At 56.8% G+C, this 15,383-nt stretch carries 16 protein-coding genes; 12 read left to right on the top strand and 4 right to left on the bottom strand.

What is annotated here, in order from left to right; all coding sequences use genetic code 11:
• Positions 1-68 precede the first annotated feature (68 nt).
• The 9 genes from QPJ95_RS19290 (at position 69) to QPJ95_RS19250 (ending at position 9,343) form a co-directional block, all read left to right on the top strand.
• Positions 69-1,118 (top strand): dipeptidase, encoded by a 1,050-nt coding sequence (locus QPJ95_RS19290; protein WP_270918956.1) that lies wholly within the window; start codon positions 69-71, stop codon positions 1,116-1,118.
• Between the two features lie 45 nt (positions 1,119-1,163).
• Complete coding sequence (locus QPJ95_RS19285) at positions 1,164-2,759, top strand: ABC transporter substrate-binding protein (protein WP_270918957.1); 1,596 nt, start codon at positions 1,164-1,166, stop codon at positions 2,757-2,759.
• Positions 2,760-3,818: an ABC transporter permease gene (locus QPJ95_RS19280; RefSeq protein ID WP_270918958.1), complete on the top strand. Its 1,059-nt coding sequence runs from the start codon at positions 2,760-2,762 to the stop codon at positions 3,816-3,818.
• Positions 3,815-4,732: a nickel transporter permease gene (gene nikC, locus QPJ95_RS19275; protein ID WP_270918959.1), complete on the top strand. Its 918-nt coding sequence runs from the start codon at positions 3,815-3,817 to the stop codon at positions 4,730-4,732. The genes QPJ95_RS19280 and nikC overlap by 4 nt, the downstream gene beginning before the upstream one ends.
• On the top strand, positions 4,729-5,586 hold the full coding sequence (locus tag QPJ95_RS19270) for an ABC transporter ATP-binding protein (RefSeq protein ID WP_270918960.1): 858 nt from the start codon (positions 4,729-4,731) through the stop codon (positions 5,584-5,586). The genes nikC and QPJ95_RS19270 overlap by 4 nt, the downstream gene beginning before the upstream one ends.
• Positions 5,583-6,338 (top strand): ABC transporter ATP-binding protein, encoded by a 756-nt coding sequence (locus tag QPJ95_RS19265; protein WP_270918961.1) that lies wholly within the window; start codon positions 5,583-5,585, stop codon positions 6,336-6,338. The genes QPJ95_RS19270 and QPJ95_RS19265 overlap by 4 nt, the downstream gene beginning before the upstream one ends.
• Before the next feature lie 148 nt (positions 6,339-6,486).
• Positions 6,487-7,356: a polyphosphate kinase 2 gene (gene ppk2 / locus QPJ95_RS19260; protein ID WP_270918962.1), complete on the top strand. Its 870-nt coding sequence runs from the start codon at positions 6,487-6,489 to the stop codon at positions 7,354-7,356.
• Complete coding sequence (locus QPJ95_RS19255; RefSeq protein WP_270918963.1) at positions 7,349-7,966, top strand: TetR/AcrR family transcriptional regulator; 618 nt, start codon at positions 7,349-7,351, stop codon at positions 7,964-7,966. Before ppk2 ends, QPJ95_RS19255 begins: the two co-directional genes overlap by 8 nt.
• A gap of 63 nt (positions 7,967-8,029) precedes the next feature.
• A complete protein-coding gene (locus QPJ95_RS19250; RefSeq protein WP_270918964.1) occupies positions 8,030-9,343 on the top strand; it encodes an alpha/beta hydrolase in 1,314 nt (437 codons plus the stop codon).
• Between the two features lie 89 nt (positions 9,344-9,432).
• Here the strand turns inward: QPJ95_RS19250 and rpsI are convergent, their stop codons facing one another.
• The 3 genes from rpsI to QPJ95_RS19235 all read right to left on the bottom strand — a co-directional run bounded on the left by rpsI (position 9,433) and on the right by QPJ95_RS19235 (position 11,948).
• Positions 9,433-9,918: a 30S ribosomal protein S9 gene (gene rpsI / locus QPJ95_RS19245; protein ID WP_270918965.1), complete on the bottom strand. Its 486-nt coding sequence runs from the start codon at positions 9,916-9,918 to the stop codon at positions 9,433-9,435.
• 5 nt (positions 9,919-9,923) lie between these two features.
• Entirely contained in the window at positions 9,924-10,382 is a 459-nt protein-coding gene (gene rplM, locus QPJ95_RS19240; RefSeq protein WP_270918966.1) for a 50S ribosomal protein L13, read from the bottom strand.
• Between the two features lie 162 nt (positions 10,383-10,544).
• The gene (locus QPJ95_RS19235; RefSeq protein WP_270918967.1) at positions 10,545-11,948 is read right to left on the bottom strand and encodes an aminotransferase-like domain-containing protein; all 1,404 of its coding nucleotides are present in this window, start codon (positions 11,946-11,948) and stop codon (positions 10,545-10,547) included.
• Positions 11,949-12,041: 93 nt separating this feature from the next.
• Here QPJ95_RS19235 and QPJ95_RS19230 point away from each other — a divergent pair, with 93 nt between their 5' ends.
• Complete coding sequence (locus QPJ95_RS19230; protein ID WP_270918968.1) at positions 12,042-12,275, top strand: DUF1127 domain-containing protein; 234 nt, start codon at positions 12,042-12,044, stop codon at positions 12,273-12,275.
• 143 nt (positions 12,276-12,418) lie between these two features.
• Here QPJ95_RS19230 and QPJ95_RS19225 read toward each other — a convergent pair whose 3' ends face one another.
• Complete coding sequence (locus QPJ95_RS19225; RefSeq protein ID WP_270918969.1) at positions 12,419-12,841, bottom strand: PaaI family thioesterase; 423 nt, start codon at positions 12,839-12,841, stop codon at positions 12,419-12,421.
• Positions 12,842-12,898: 57 nt separating this feature from the next.
• On the opposite strand from QPJ95_RS19225, the gene QPJ95_RS19220 reads away from it, so the two are divergent.
• Positions 12,899-13,696 carry an enoyl-CoA hydratase gene (locus tag QPJ95_RS19220; protein ID WP_286018191.1) on the top strand — a complete coding sequence of 266 codons (798 nt, stop codon included), beginning with the start codon at positions 12,899-12,901 and terminating at the stop codon, positions 13,694-13,696.
• 320 nt (positions 13,697-14,016) lie between these two features.
• The gene (gene trmFO / locus QPJ95_RS19215; protein WP_270918971.1) at positions 14,017-15,360 is read left to right on the top strand and encodes a methylenetetrahydrofolate--tRNA-(uracil(54)-C(5))-methyltransferase (FADH(2)-oxidizing) TrmFO; all 1,344 of its coding nucleotides are present in this window, start codon (positions 14,017-14,019) and stop codon (positions 15,358-15,360) included.
• Positions 15,361-15,383 lie beyond the last annotated feature (23 nt).

Genomic DNA, 15,383 nt, shown 5'->3' with positions numbered 1-15,383 from the left:
ACCAACAGAAACTGTCTCACCCTTTTGTGAAACAAACCCCACTGATGTCTCATCACAAAGGATGACCAATGCAAGAACCGCTGATTTTCGACGGCCACAACGACCTATTACTGCGGCTGCATCAGCGCGATATTTCTGCAGGTAAGGATGGTTTTCAGGGCTCCGGCGGACGGCATATCGATCTGGAGAAGGCCCGCACTGGCGGATTTGGCGGCGGTCTTTTTGCCATTTATGTGCCTGGGGAACAGGGCCTGAGCCGTGATATGGATGAGATGATGGCGAGCAGCTACGACCTGCCGCTGCCGCCACAAGTGAGCTGGGAGACCGCATCCAAAGTGGCGCTGTCGCAGGCCTCATATCTCATCAACCTGGAGAGAGACGGCGCGCTAAAGATCTGTCGAAGCACCAAAGACATCCAGGACTGCATGACCAGCGGCATGATGGCCGCCGTGATGCACATGGAAGGTGCCGAGGCAATTGACCCCGATTTCCACACGCTTGATGTGTTATATGAGGCCGGATTGCGCTCGCTTGGGCCGGTGTGGAGCCGCCCGACGATTTTCGCCAATGGGGTGCCATTCCGCTTTCCCAGCACGCCGGACATTGGCCCGGGCCTGACCGAAGACGGGATAAGGTTAGTCCATAAATGCAATGACTTGGGCGTCATGCTTGATCTGTCTCACCTGAACGAGGCCGGGTTCTGGGATGTTGCAAAGATCAGCACCAAACCGCTGGTCGCCACCCATTCCAATGCCTATGCACTGTGCCCGCACAGCCGCAATCTGACCGATCGCCAGCTGCATGCAATCCGCGACAGCGATGGGATGGTCGGTCTGAATTTCGCCGTCGCCTTCCTGCGCCCGGACGGCAGGATGGTCGAAGACACGCCCATTTCAACGATGCTGGATCACCTTGATTACCTGATCGAGCAGCTGGGCGAAGACCGGGTTGGCATGGGCTCAGACTTTGACGGTGCCGTGGTGCCCGGTGAGATCAAAACCATTGCCGGGCTGCCAAACCTGCGCTTGGCAATGCGTGAACATGGCTATGACGACGCACTGATCAGGAAACTCTGCCATCAAAACTGGCTGCGTGTCCTTGACCTGACCTGGACGTAACACTGACCCAGGTCCAATTCCAAAAACCAAAAAGGGAGTAATAACATGAATGCATTTACAAAACTGATGGGGACCGCCGCGCTTGGCTTTGCCCTGGGCGCTGTTGCCCTGCCCGTGATGGCAGAAACACCGGCTAATATGCTGGTCATTGCCAACCGCATTGACGACATCACCACACTGGACCCGGCGCAAAGCTTTGAATTTGCTGGCTCAGACGTGCTGCGCAATATCTACGGCAGGCTGGTCAACTTTGACCCGCTGGATCTGGATGCCGGTTATCAGGCCGATCTGGCCGAAAGCTGGACTGTTTCCGAGGATGGGCGCACCATCACCTTTACCATGCGTGACGGCGTCAAGTTCCACTCGGGCAACCCAGTGCGCGCCGAAGACGTGGCATTTTCGTTCAAGCGCGTTGTCGCATTGAACAAAACACCGTCGTTCATCCTGACCCAGTTTGGTTTTACTCCTGAAAACATGGATGAGACCATCACTGTGGACGGTAACACCGTGTCGATCACCACTGACAAGCGTTACGCCACCTCCTTTGTACTGAACTGCCTGACTGCAACCATCGCTGGTATCGTTGACGAAGCGACCGTCATGGCCAACGAAGTTGACGGCGATTTTGGCAACGAATGGCTAAAGACCAACTCGGCCGGTTCCGGCGCCTATAGCCTTTCCAGCTGGAAGCCCAAGGAAAGCGTTACCCTGACCGCCAACCCTGATTTCTATCTTGGCGAGCCGGCGATGAAGCGGGTTATCGTACGCCACGTCCAGGAAAGCGCCACCCAGCGTCTGATGCTGGAACGCGGCGACATTGATGTTGCGCGGAACCTGAACCCGTCGGATGTCGAAGGTATCCGCAAGGCCGATGGCGTCGAGGTCATGGAAGAGATGCGCGGTCGTCTGATGTATATCTCGATGAACCAAAAGCACCCCGAGCTGTCCAAGCCCAAAGTCCTGCAGGCGCTGAAGTACCTGATCGACTATGAAGGCATGCAGAACAGCTTCCTCAAGGGCGCGTACGTCACCCATCAGAACTTCCTGCCGCGCACCTATCTGGGTGCGGTGGACGAGAACCCGTTCTCGCTGAACGTCGAAAAAGCCAAGGCGCTGCTGGCCGAAGCTGGCGTTGACGGTATGGAGCTGACTGTTGGTGTGCGTGAAGCGCAGGAACGTCTGGAAATCGGCCAGTCGCTGCAGAACACCTTTGCGATGGCCGGCATCAAGCTGAACCTCGAAGTGGGCACCGGCAAGCAGGTTCTGTCCAAGTATCGCGCCCGCGAACTGGACATCTATCTGGGCGCATGGGGGCCGGATTATCCGGATCCACACACCAACGCCGGCACCTTTGCCTATAACCCCGACAACTCGGACGCGGCGCAGGCTACTGGTCTACTGGCGTGGCGGAATGCTTGGGATACCGGTGGGTTGACCGAAAAATCTGCTGCTGCCGTGGTCGAAGGCGACCGTAGCAAGCGTGAAGCGATGTATCACGACATTCAGGCCACCTTCCGCGATACCTCGCCCTTTGCGGTGATGTTCCAGAAAATCGAACCTGCGGGCATTGCTGAAAACGTCGAAGGTCTGAACCTCGGCGGCGCTATTACAGCTGTGTCATATTGGGCCGTGACCAAGTAAATGGCATCGACGCACTATACTCCGAAGAGGCAGCCCCGGCTGCCTCTTCCTTCTTGGCTCAAGGGCACGCTTGTCACCCTTGCGTCAATCTCGGTCACCATGTTGGGACTGTTGTTTGTCACCTTTTTTATTGGCCGGGTAATGCCAATCGACCCGGTTTTGGCGGTGGTGGGCGAACGCGCCACGCAGGACCAATACCATGCGGCCTATCTGGAGCTTGGGCTCGATAGATCGCTGGTCGTCCAATTCTCTTATTACGTCTGGGACGTGCTGCACGGAGATTTCGGCATGTCACTGCTGAATGCGCGGCCGGTGTCCGAAGACATCAAACGCGTGTTTCCGGCGACCATGGAACTGGCCACCATAGGCATTATATTTGGCATCGTGCTTGGCGTGCCGCTGGGGGTGATTGCCGCCGTCCGCCGTGGCAGCTGGATCGACCAGATCGCCCGCGTGGTGGCGCTGGTCGGCTATTCAATGCCGATCTTCTGGCTCGGCCTGATGGGCCTGTTGCTGTTCTACGGCATTCTTGGCTGGGTGGGCGGCCCGGGCCGTCAGGGCATTTTCTACGAGGATACCTTTCCTTCCGTTACTGGCATGATCTTGGTGGACGCCGCACTTGCACGCGACTGGGGGGCCTTCAAGGATGCCTTTTCCCATATCGTTCTGCCCGCCTCGCTGCTGGGCTATTACAGCCTGGCCTATATCAGCCGGATGACCCGCTCGTTCATGCTGGAACAGTTGTCGGCGGAATATGTCACCACCGCCCGTGTCAAAGGCATGAGCGAATGGGCCGTGGTCTGGCGCCATGCCTTCCGAAATATCCGGGTGCAGCTGATCACCGTGATCGCGCTGAGCTATGCTGGCCTGCTGGAGGGCTCGGTGCTGACCGAGATTATCTTCTCATGGCCCGGAATCGGCAACTACATCACCACCGCGCTGCTGTCTGCGGATATGAACGCAGTGCTGGGCGGCACCGTTGTGGTTGGAATGATCTTCGTCTGTCTGAACATCTTCTCCGACCTTCTCTATAAAGTCTTCGATCCGAGGTCCAAATGACCACTGAAACCCAAACACTGCGCGACTGGTTGCTGTCCGAGACACCAACTTCGCGCCGACACGCCCGTCTGGCGGCCTTTTACAAAGGCTGGCTGACGCTGCGCTCCAACCATATGGCGATGATTGGCCTTGGCATTATTGCAGCCCTGATTGGCATAGCAGTCTTTGCGCCATTGCTGGCGCCGCATGATCCCTTTGTGCAGAATCTGGCCAACCGGCTGCAACCGCTGGGCGCCGAGGATCATATTCTGGGCACCGACACCCTGGGCCGAGACATCCTCAGCCGGATGATCTACGGCTCTAGGATTACCTTATACATCGTGGCACTGGTGGCGATGATCGCGCCAATTGCCGGGCTGCTGGTCGGCACCGTGTCGGGTTATGCCGGTGGCTGGACCGATATTGTCCTGATGCGGATCACCGATATTTTCCTGGCATTTCCGCGTCTTGTGCTGGCATTGGCCTTTGTCGCGGCGCTGGGTGCCGGGATTGAAAACGCGGTGCTGGCGATTGCTCTTACCGCATGGCCCCCCTATGCCCGGATGGCCCGCGCCGAAACCCTGACCATCCGGTCATCGGACTATATCAGCGCTATTCGCCTGCAAGGCGCCGGTCCTATGCGGATCATCACCAAACACATCTGGCCGCTGTGCATCAGCTCGCTGATCGTGCGGGTGACGCTGGATATGGCAGGCATCATTCTGGCCGCCGCCGGTCTGGGCTTTCTAGGTCTGGGCGCACAGCCCCCTTCGCCGGAATGGGGCGCGATGATTTCTGAGGGTCGCCGCTTCATTCTGGACCATTGGTGGATCGCCACCATGCCCGGTCTTGCCATCTTTACGGTTTCGCTTGCCTTTAACCTGCTGGGTGATGGTCTGCGCGACGTGCTTGATCCAAAGGACAGCACATCATGACGACACTATTGGACGTAGATAACCTGTGGGTGCGCTTCCCCAACCGCAGCGGCGTCTTTGACGCGGTGCGTGGGGTGTCGTTTTCACTGGGCCGCGAAAGATTGGGCATTGTGGGCGAAAGTGGCTCGGGCAAGTCGCTGACCGGCCGCGCCATCCTGCGGTTGATCCGCTCTCCCGGTATTGTTGAGGCAGGCCATATCAATCTGCACGGCGATAACCTGCTGGATAAATCCGAGGCCGAGATGCGAAAGGTGCGCGGCGAGAAGATCTCGATGGTGATGCAGGACCCCAAGTTCTCGCTGAACCCGGTGATGACGGTGGGCGATCAGATCATCGAGGCTTACCGGCTGCATGCCAAGGCCAGCAAGGCCGAGGCCTATCGGAAATCGGTGGAGATGCTGGAAGCCGTTTCGATCCGTGATGCTGAACGGGTGATGAAGGCCTATCCGCACGAGATGTCCGGCGGAATGGGCCAGCGCATCATGATCGCCATGATGCTGATCCCCAACCCGGAAATCCTGATTGCGGATGAACCCACCTCGGCACTGGATGTATCGGTGCAGGGGCAAGTGCTGTCGATTATGGACAAGCTGGTCAAAGAGCGCGGCATGGGGCTGATCTTTATCAGCCACGATCTGAACCTGGTGTCGCAGTTCTGCGACCGGGTGCTGATCATGTATGCCGGCCGGATCGTGGAGGTCTGTGACGCCGCCAAGCTGCACGAGGCGAAACACCCCTATACCCAAGGCTTGCTGGGCAGCCTGCCCCGGTTCGACGAACCCCGCGACAGGTTACAAGTCTTGACCCGAGATCCGGCTTGGCGAGAAGCCCCCAGCGTGGAGGGTCGACTATGAGCGACGCCATTTCAATCCAAAACCTGAACGTCTGGTTTGGCAAACATCACGACCTGTTTCAGGCGGTCAAAGATGCCAGCCTATCGGTCGCCACCGGGGCCAGCTTTGGCCTGGTTGGCGAAAGCGGCTCGGGCAAATCCACCATTCTGCGGGCGCTGACCGGACTGGCTCCCCAGTGGGAAGGTAGGATGTCGATCAACGGCAATGACCTGACTGAAAAGCGCGACAAGCAGTTCTACAAAACCGTGCAGATGGTGTTTCAGGACCCTTATGCCTCGCTGCACCCGCGCCAGTCGGTGGATCAGGTGCTGTCGGAAACCCTGACATTGCACGGCTTTCGCGATATTGATGACCGGGTCAACAGATTGCTGCTGGACGTCGGCCTTGGCCCGGCGTTCCGGTTCCGCTATCCGCACCAACTGTCCGGTGGCCAACGGCAACGTATCGCCATTGCCCGCGCATTGGCGGCAGAACCCAAGATCCTGTTGCTGGACGAGCCAACTTCGGCGCTGGATGTCTCGGTGCAGGCCGAGATCCTCAACCTGCTATGTGATTTGCGGGCAGAACATGGGCTGACCTACCTGATGGTCTCGCATGATCTGGCGGTGGTGGCCCATATGTGCGAACGCGCCGCCGTGATGCAAAACGGTGAGATTGTCGAAATCATCGAGGTCGCCGACATGCGCGCAGGCAAGACACAACATGACTATACCGCGCAATTGCTGCACGCCTCGGCCAATCGGGTCACCTAAAGCCCGCTGAACTGCCCGGCCTCACGCTGGGCAGTGACAGCCCCCCTGCGGGAATATGGCATCGGTTGCATCTAACATTTTTGTTTCCCCGATTCACATTCCATATCAAATTACCATATAAGGGTTTGAGGACAGGAAGGATTTCATCATGCAACTGCCATTCAACGGAGCAATCAGCGCCTATTATGAAGACGCTGCCCCCGACGAAGTTCGGGATGCTATCCGTGGCGGAGACAAAGACGATATCCTGAGCCAAAGCTACCCACATCAGGACAGGATGCGCCGCAAGACCTATGAGATAGAAATGGCCAAACTGCAGGTTGAACTGGTGAAAATGCAGGCCGGAATAAAGCAATCCGGAGACCGCATCGTAATTCTGTTCGAAGGCCGTGACGCCTCTGGAAAAGGTGGAACAATCAAGCGGTTCCGGGAAAACCTTAATCCGCGCGGCGCCCGTGTCGTCGCCCTTGGTAAACCCTCAGAACTGGAGCAAACCCAATGGTATTTCCAGCGCTATATTGACCATTTGCCATCTGGCGGCGAGATCAGCTTTTTTGATCGGAGCTGGTACAATCGCGGCGTTGTGGAAAAAGTGTTTGGCTTTTGCAGTGACGATCAGCGCGAACGGTTTTTCAGGCAGCTTGACGGCTTTGAGCGCGCGTTGGTAGATGACGGCATCAAACTGTTCAAGATTTGGCTGAATGTCGGCCGTGCCGAGCAACTGCGTCGGTTTCTTAGACGCGAGAAAGACCCGCTAAAGCAATGGAAACTAAGCCCGATCGACATCAAGGGACTTGAGCGCTGGGATGATTACAGCGCCGCAATTGGCGACACATTGGCGCGCAGCCACAGCGATGTGGCGCCTTGGACGGTGATCCGATCGGAAGACAAGCGCCGGGCGCGACTGTCAGCTATTCGTCATGTCTTAAGCGCGCTGGACTATGACAACAAAGATGAAAGTGTCCTTGGTGCCGTTGACAAAAAAATCTGTGGAGGTCCAGAAATCTGGGATGCCTAAACGCGGTTATCATCACGGTAATTTACGCCAAGCGCTGATTGAGGCCGCATTGCGGCTGATTGAAGTCAAGGGCCCAACCGGCTTCACCTTGTCGGAAGCAGCCAAGCAGGCCGGGGTAACGCCGGCCGCAGTCTATCGACATTTTGAGGGCCGCGAGGACCTGATTGCCGAAGCGGCACGTCAGGGGTTTTCAATGTTTGCCGACTTGATGCAATATGCCTACGACAAGGGCCAACCCTCGGCCCTGGCGGCCTTTGAATCCACCGGCCGCGCCTATCTGGCCTTTGCCCGCAAACATCCGGGCCATTACATCGCCATGTTTGAGAGCGGTATTTCCGTCAATCGCACCCCTGAACTGGCCGACGCCGCCACCCGTGCCCGCGGTATTTTTGAGCGGGCAGCCGCCGAGTTATGCGAGCATATTCCACCGCATAAGCGGCCGCCGGCCTCGATGTTCTCGGCCCATATTCTGGCGCTTAGCCACGGGGTTGTGGAACTTTACGCGCGCAACAGCCCCGGCACCGCCTCGCCCTATTCCCCCGAAGATCTGCTGGAAAGCGGTATTGGCATCTACCTGCGTGGGCTGGGGTTGATCGAACCTGACACTTAACCCCTGCAATCCCAGATGCGATATGTAACACTGCCAGTCGCAGCGCAAAAACACGAGCAGTCCTTGGTACACAGAATAGCCTATTGTGGTTCAGACGAAAAAAGAGGGCTGTCGCGCGCGGTTTGGCCGCTTGTCGTTGCACTGATGCTGCCGGGATGCGGCGAAAATATCTATAACGAGCTAAAACTGATGCCGTCCCCTACGGTCTATGTCGATGGCGATCTGGATCCCTTTAACAATCGCAGTGCTCAGCAAATCCAGGCCCATACCCAACTGTTCTACGCGACGGATAGGCGGGTGGCTGGGGCGGATGACAAACAGGCCTTTTACACCAATGAAAGAGGCATCGCCCTGCGCACCGGGGTCGCCAACGTCAAAATGACCCCGCCAGCCCAGGACTGGGCAAGCCTGCATCGTATTACATTGGCTGGAGAGCGCGATATTGCGCGGACCCTCAAGGTATCAACGGTGCATGAGATCGGACCAATGCCGTTTTCCTCGAGTGATGAAAATGGGATGCCCCTGCCCGAGCAAGTCACCCGAAAAGCGGCCAGTATTTTCTCAAAAAGCATCGACCGGCAATTGGTCCTGTCAGGCAACCGGGACGTCTTTATCTATGTCCACGGCTATAATGTCGATTTCGAATACCCGACCCTGGTCTCCAAAGAGCTACAGCATTTCCTGGGGTATCAAGGCGCCTTCATCAGTTACAATTGGCCCGCAACGCCAAGTCGCCTCGCTTACTTCCGTGACCTGGAAACTGCCAGCGCCACCCGGCGTAACCTGCGCAAACTGATAGAATTCGTATCGGACAGCACCGATGCGCGCAGGATTCACCTGATCGGCTATAGTGCCGGATCCCGACTGGTGTTTGAGGTGGCCTATCAGATTGCCCTACAAAATCAGGTGTCCGGCACCCGCCGGGCGCGGCTGGGGCAAGTCATCCTGATCGGCAGTGATCTGGACCGAACCTATTTCATCCAAGCGCTTGCGGATGGGTTGCTGGAAGGAATGGATCACTTGTCGATCTATATGTCGGGCAGTGACGCAGCGCTGAACATCAGTCGAATGGTGTTTGGCCGCAACCGTTTGGGTCAGGTTGCCGCCGAAGGTGAGGTTTCACCGGGCATTGAGGACCTCTTGATCGCCGAGCCGCGACTGTCATTGATTGATTCCAGCAATGCGCCAGGGGTCGATCTGGGCAACGGCCATTGGTATTTTCGCTCGTCGCCTTGGACCAGCAGCGATATCTTTGTTTCCCTGCTCAAAGGTCTGTCGCCGGCGACGCGTGGATTGGCCCGGGTGCCGGGCAGCGCCCTCTGGCAGTTCCCCGCCGATTATCCGGATCGATTGAAGTCTGCCCTGACTGCCGAGTGACCCGGCACCAATCGTCAACAAACCGCCCCCTGGAAAAGCAAAAAGGCCGCGCAAATTGCACGGCCTTTTCAATGGGATACGGTCCAAACTTAACGCTTGGAGAACTGGAAGCTCTTCCGGGCCTTGGCCTTACCGTATTTCTTACGTTCCACAACACGGCTGTCGCGTGTCAGGAATCCAGCAGCTTTCAGAGCGCCGCGCAGGTTGGGGTAATACAGCTGCAGGGCTTTGGAAATACCATGCTTGACCGCGCCGGCCTGACCCGACAGGCCACCACCTTTGACAGTGGCCCACACGTCAAACTGGTCTTCTGTACCAGTAATCTGGAACGGCTGGCGCAGGATCATCTGCAGGACCGGGCGGGCGAAATACACTTTGATTTCGCGACCGTTGACGGTGACCTTGCCGGAACCCGGCTTGATCCAAACGCGGGCAACAGCGTCTTTACGCTTGCCAGTTGCATAAGACCGGCCAAGTTCATCACGCACAGGATCGAGTACAATGATGTCTTCGGCGACAGCTTCAACGCCTGCAACGGCGCTCAGCTCTTCGAGAGTGTTGATCTGATCAGACATCTACATTAGCTCCGCGTGTTTTTCTTGTTCATGGACTTAACGTCCAGAACTTCGGGGCTTTGCGCCTCATGGGGATGCTCGGCACCCGCGTAGACACGCAGGTTTGTCATAATCTGACGGCTGAGTTTGTTGCCCGGCAACATGCGCTTGACCGCCTGGATCATAACGCGCTCGGGGAACTTGCCCTCGAGGATCTGCTGCTTGGTGCGCGACTTGATGCCACCCGGGTGACCGGTGTGCCAGTAGAAGTTTTCTTCGCGCTTTTTGCCAGTCATCTGCACTTTTTCAGCATTGATGATGATGACGTTGTCACCACAATCCATGTGAGGAGTGAACATTGGCTTATGTTTGCCACGCAGACGCATGGCTACAATCGAGGCAAGACGGCCCAACACCACGCCTTCGGCGTCGATGATGATCCATTTCTTCTCGATATCTGCTGGGGTAGCAGAGAAGGTTTTCATGGCAGGTAAATCCTGTTTAACGTGAAGAACACCGGCACAGGTCCGATGTTCGAATTCTATGGACGGGGTTTACGGTGATCCTCAGCACCAGTCAACCGCAACTACCGAGAATTAATTAAGTGATTTCAGCAGGTTGCAAATTAGGTACTATAATACCCCACTTTAAACACTGATCTGTTCAGGTGGATTGTCCAGTAAGGCCCTTAACTGCTGCATTGCCGCCTCAAACACCTCCAGCGAGACATGGCAGTTTATCGCAATACGCACCGCATTGGGGGCCCGCCCGTCCCGCAGGGCAAATTCATCCGCGGATCTTATCTGGATGCCCTGTGCCTCGGCCGCGCGCGTAAAGGCAGCGGACCGCCAGCCAGCTGGCAACCGCAGCCATAAGAATGGCACCTGATCATCCCAGGTCAGATCAAACCCGCCGAGGGTATTTACCGCAACGCGCACATAGCGGCCCATTTCGGCCTGGACGGCGCGTGCCAGAAGTTTTGTCTTTGGATCGCCCAGCAAGATGCAGGTTAACGCGGCCAATGGCTGCGCCAGCCCAAAATATCCGTGTTCGGCGGCACGTCGCAAATCGGCGCCGCGACCCTGTGCCGACAGGGCAAATCCAACCCGCAGCGCGGGCGTCAACGTCTTTGATATAGAACTTACATGCCAGCCCAATTCCGGAGCCAACGAACGATAGCTTGGCGCCCGGGGGTCCCCCATCCGATAGCAATCATCCTCAACGATCTGAAGACCCTGGCGCCTGGCCACCTGAACAATCTGCTGACGTCGCTCCAGTGGCGTATACAGGCCAGTCGGGTTGTGAACTTCGGGACTTGTGCAAAAAATCGAGGCCCCGGACTGGCGCGCGGCTTTCTCCAGCGCTTCCGGCACAACCCCATGTTCGTCCATCTCGATCCCGACCACCCGGGCGCGCAACAATTCAGCGGCGCGGCGAAATCCGGCATAAGACAGATCTTCGATCAAAACGGTGGGTTGCGGCCCTTTCAATATGGCCTGCATCACCACCATCAAGCCACTTTGACCGCCATGTGTCAGAACCACATCTTTCTCATCCAGACTTCCAACCGGCAATTCCGACAACCATTTGACCACGGCTTCGCGCACCGGTTGATAGGCACTTCTAGTCGGGTAACTGAGAAAGGAAAGCTCTGGGCCGCTCGCAACCTGCACCAGCGCTTTGCGGATTGCCGCCACCTGCCCGACATCGGGGATTCTGGGGCTAAACAGGCTGATGTGATCAGGGTTATTCAGTTCATGAACGTGCAATTGCCTGGCCCAAACATCATCCAGCACCGGTTTTTGCTTGGTCGCAACAAAGGTGCCGCGACCAACCTCGGCCTTAAGCAAGCCCTCGTCCGTTAGAATCGAATAGGCACGCGCCACTGTTCCAGGCGTAATCCCCAGCTGAAAGGACAATTCGCGAACGGGTGGTAGCTTGTCGCCGACCAATAGGTTGCCATCATCAACCGCCGAACGAATTGTATCGGCTAGCTTTTTATACTTCGGACCCTTGGTGCCAGCAAGATCCTGAGGCCAAATTGTACTCATTACAATCCTTCCGTGGACAGCAATCATTTTGCTTTGTATCAATCGAGAGTAACATAAACGCAGGATTGTATCAACACAATATTGGAGCACCCGATGATACACAACGCTCACATGCCTCAATCTAACATGTCCTTTTTGGTCAGCCGCCCGGCGCTGCCGGTCGTGGCACAATGGGCCGTCGCGTTTGCTGTACTTATCACCAAATGGACCCTGCGCCGCCGAACCCGCAAGCACCTGCGCCATATGTCCCAACAACAGTTGGACGACATCGGCCGCAACCGTGCCGAGGCCCATCACCAAGCCACCCTTCCGTTCTGGCGCCCTTGATCCCCAGGGACGCTGGAACCACTTTAAGGCCGGGGGAAACCCCGGCCCTTTTTTTTGTGACGGGTATCACACCCAAAAGGTCGATCTTTCATCAGATTGCAAATTCCCCGGTAGCCATAAATGTTGCTATGGGAACCCTTAAATCAACGCGTCGGGGGGATTGAATATGTCATGCTGGCGCGGGCCACAGCTGCCTCCTGGCCAACGGAATGAATTAAAATATCACAAACCGCCAGCGACCGTCCCAGTTTCAGAAGTTTGCAGGTGGCAATCAGATCCCCCCCCGCAACCGGCTTGCGCATGAAATCCATCGAACAGCTGGTCGTCACCGCCAGGGCCTTGCGCCCGATGCGGGCCAGAACCATCGCATAGGCCGCACAATCAGCCAGTGCAAACATCGACGGCCCTGAAACTGTCCCCCCTGGACGCAGGTGCTTTTCCTGAACACATAACCTCATCGAGATTTCAGTCTCAGACAGGCCCTCCACGGCAAAGTCCTCCTGAACCTGTGGAAACACTTCATTCAAGAACTCCATCAATTCCGCCGCGTCCATCTGCAATGACATACTTTTCTCCTATCTCGGTGCGGCCTAAGATTGGGCACGCACGCCAAGGAGAGCAAGATGACAATTTTAAAACGCCACGACACTGGCGCCATCGCCCATCTGACAATGGACATGCCTACGACGCTAAACGCGCTGTCGGACGAAATGCTGGCGGCGCTGCAGGCGCAGATCGAATCGTTGATGACGGACACCACGGTCCGGGTCGTCATCCTCTCGGGCGCAGGCAAGGCATTCTGTGCCGGCCATGATATCAAACAGATGAACGCCGCCCGCGCCTCTGCGGATGGTGGCAAGAGCGCGTTCCAGGATCTGTTTGCCCGTTGCACTGCGGTGATGACAGGATTGCAGAACCTGCCACAGGTGGTGATCGCACAGGTGCATGGAATTGCCACCGCCGCGGGCTGCCAGCTGGTTGCCTCTTGCGATCTGGCCGTGGCCGCAGACGACACCAAATTCGGCGTCAACGGCGTCAATATAGGGCTGTTCTGCTCGACCCCGATGGTGGCGCTGTCGCGCAACATCCCCCGCAAACATGCGCTGGAAATGCTAACGACCGGAGATTTCATGACGGCCCCCCGCGCCGCCGAACTGGGATTGATCAACCACGCAGTCCCAAGTCCACAGCTTGAGGCCGAAACATTGCAGTTGGCCACTACCATTGCCAACAAACTGGGCGCGGCGGTCAGGATTGGCAAACCAGCCTTTTACCAGCAGCTGCAAATGCCGCTGGATCAGGCCTATGCCTTCACCAGCGAGGTGATCGTCGAGAACCTGCTGCAGCAAGACACCATCGAGGGCATGATGGCATTTGCCGAAAAAAGACAACCAAACTGGAAAAATGACTATAATTTCTAGAAAATTTTAGTCTTTGTTTACGATTTGCTGCGCATTGTTTCCATATCGAGCCTTCCAAAGAAGGCAAGAATATGGCAATGATTGGGCAGGGCTTATAGCCCGGTCACAATTTGGGTCGCCGCCTGTGGAAGGTCCCTCCAAACCGGTTCTCTCCCCGGTTCGACATTCCTGCAGCGGCGACCCCAATTCACTGCCTTACCAGACATTATGGGGATACTAAGTGTGCATTAGCGCATTTTGGCACCACCAAGACACCCTCTGCGGTGTTATTTTTCAGCCGCCATATTGCACCAACCGGCGCCCTGGCCTATGTCGCATCCATGACAAAAACATTGCATATCGTCGGCGGCGGCATGGCCGGTTCCGAGGCCGCCTGGCAGGCCGCAAACATGGGCGTTCAAGTGGTGATCCACGAAATGCGCCCCAAAGTGGAAACCTTTGCCCATCAAACTGGCAATATGGGCGAGATGGTCTGCTCCAATTCCTTTCGATCGGACGATGACGAGCAAAACGCCGTTGGTCTGTTGCATTGGGAAATGCGCGCCGCCAATGGGCTGATCATGGCCACCGCAGACAAACATCGGCTGCCCGCCGGCGGCGCCCTGGCGGTGGACCGCGAGCCTTTTGCTCAGTCGGTCAATGACAGCCTGATAAGCCACCCCAATATCACAGTATGCTACGACGAAATCACAAGGCTGCCCGACGATGGGCATTGGATTTTTGCCACCGGCCCGCTGACTTCTGCCGCATTGGGCCAGGCAATCCAGGCCGAGACCGGCGCTGAAGCGCTGGCCTTTTTCGACGCCATTGCGCCAATCATCTATGCTGACAGCATCGACATGTCCCAGGCCTGGATGCAATCGCGTTACGACAAAGGTGAAACCGAGGAAGAGCAAACCGCCTACCTCAACTGCCCGATGACAAAAGACCAATACGAGGCCTTTATCGACGCGCTATTGGCCGCCGAAAAAACCGAGTTCCATGAGGGCGAAACCGCCGGGTACTTCGACGGTTGCCTGCCGATTGAGATCATGGCCGAGCGCGGCCGCGAAACACTACGGTTTGGTCCGATGAAACCGGTTGGGTTGACCAATGCACATAAACCCGAAGAAAAAGCCTATGCCGTGGTGCAGCTGCGCCGCGACAACAAACTCGCCACCTTGTTCAATATCGTCGGATTTCAGACCAAGATGAAATACGGGGCTCAAACCCAGGTCTTGCGGATGATCCCGGGATTGCAGGAGGCTCAATTTGCCCGCCTTGGCGGCATCCACCGCAATACATTCCTCAACTCTCCCACTTTACTTGACGACCAAATGCGGCTGAAAACAAAGCCAAACATCCGATTTGCCGGACAAATCACCGGCGTCGAGGGCTATGTGGAAAGTGCCGCCATGGGACTATTGGCCGGGCGCATGGCCGCGGCCGAAATCCTTGGGCAAGAGGTGCCCGATGTGCCGCAGGACAGCGCCATGGGTGCTTTGATCCACCACATCACCGGTGGCGCCGAGGCCAAGACATTTCAGCCGATGAACGTCAATTTTGGCCTATTTCGGCCCGTTGACGGCTTAAAGGGTGGCCGCCGCGGCCGAAAAGACCGCTACAAAGCCTATACAGATCGGGCGAAAATTGTTTGGTCTGAGTGGGTTGAAGACTTCTCTTAAGCAACAAAGTGGGGCAGAAGGAC

Origin of the sequence: Parasedimentitalea psychrophila, from assembly GCF_030285785.1 — a bacterium.
GTDB lineage: Bacteria > Pseudomonadota > Alphaproteobacteria > Rhodobacterales > Rhodobacteraceae > Parasedimentitalea > Parasedimentitalea psychrophila.
This window is presented reverse-complemented; position numbering and strand designations above follow the sequence as displayed.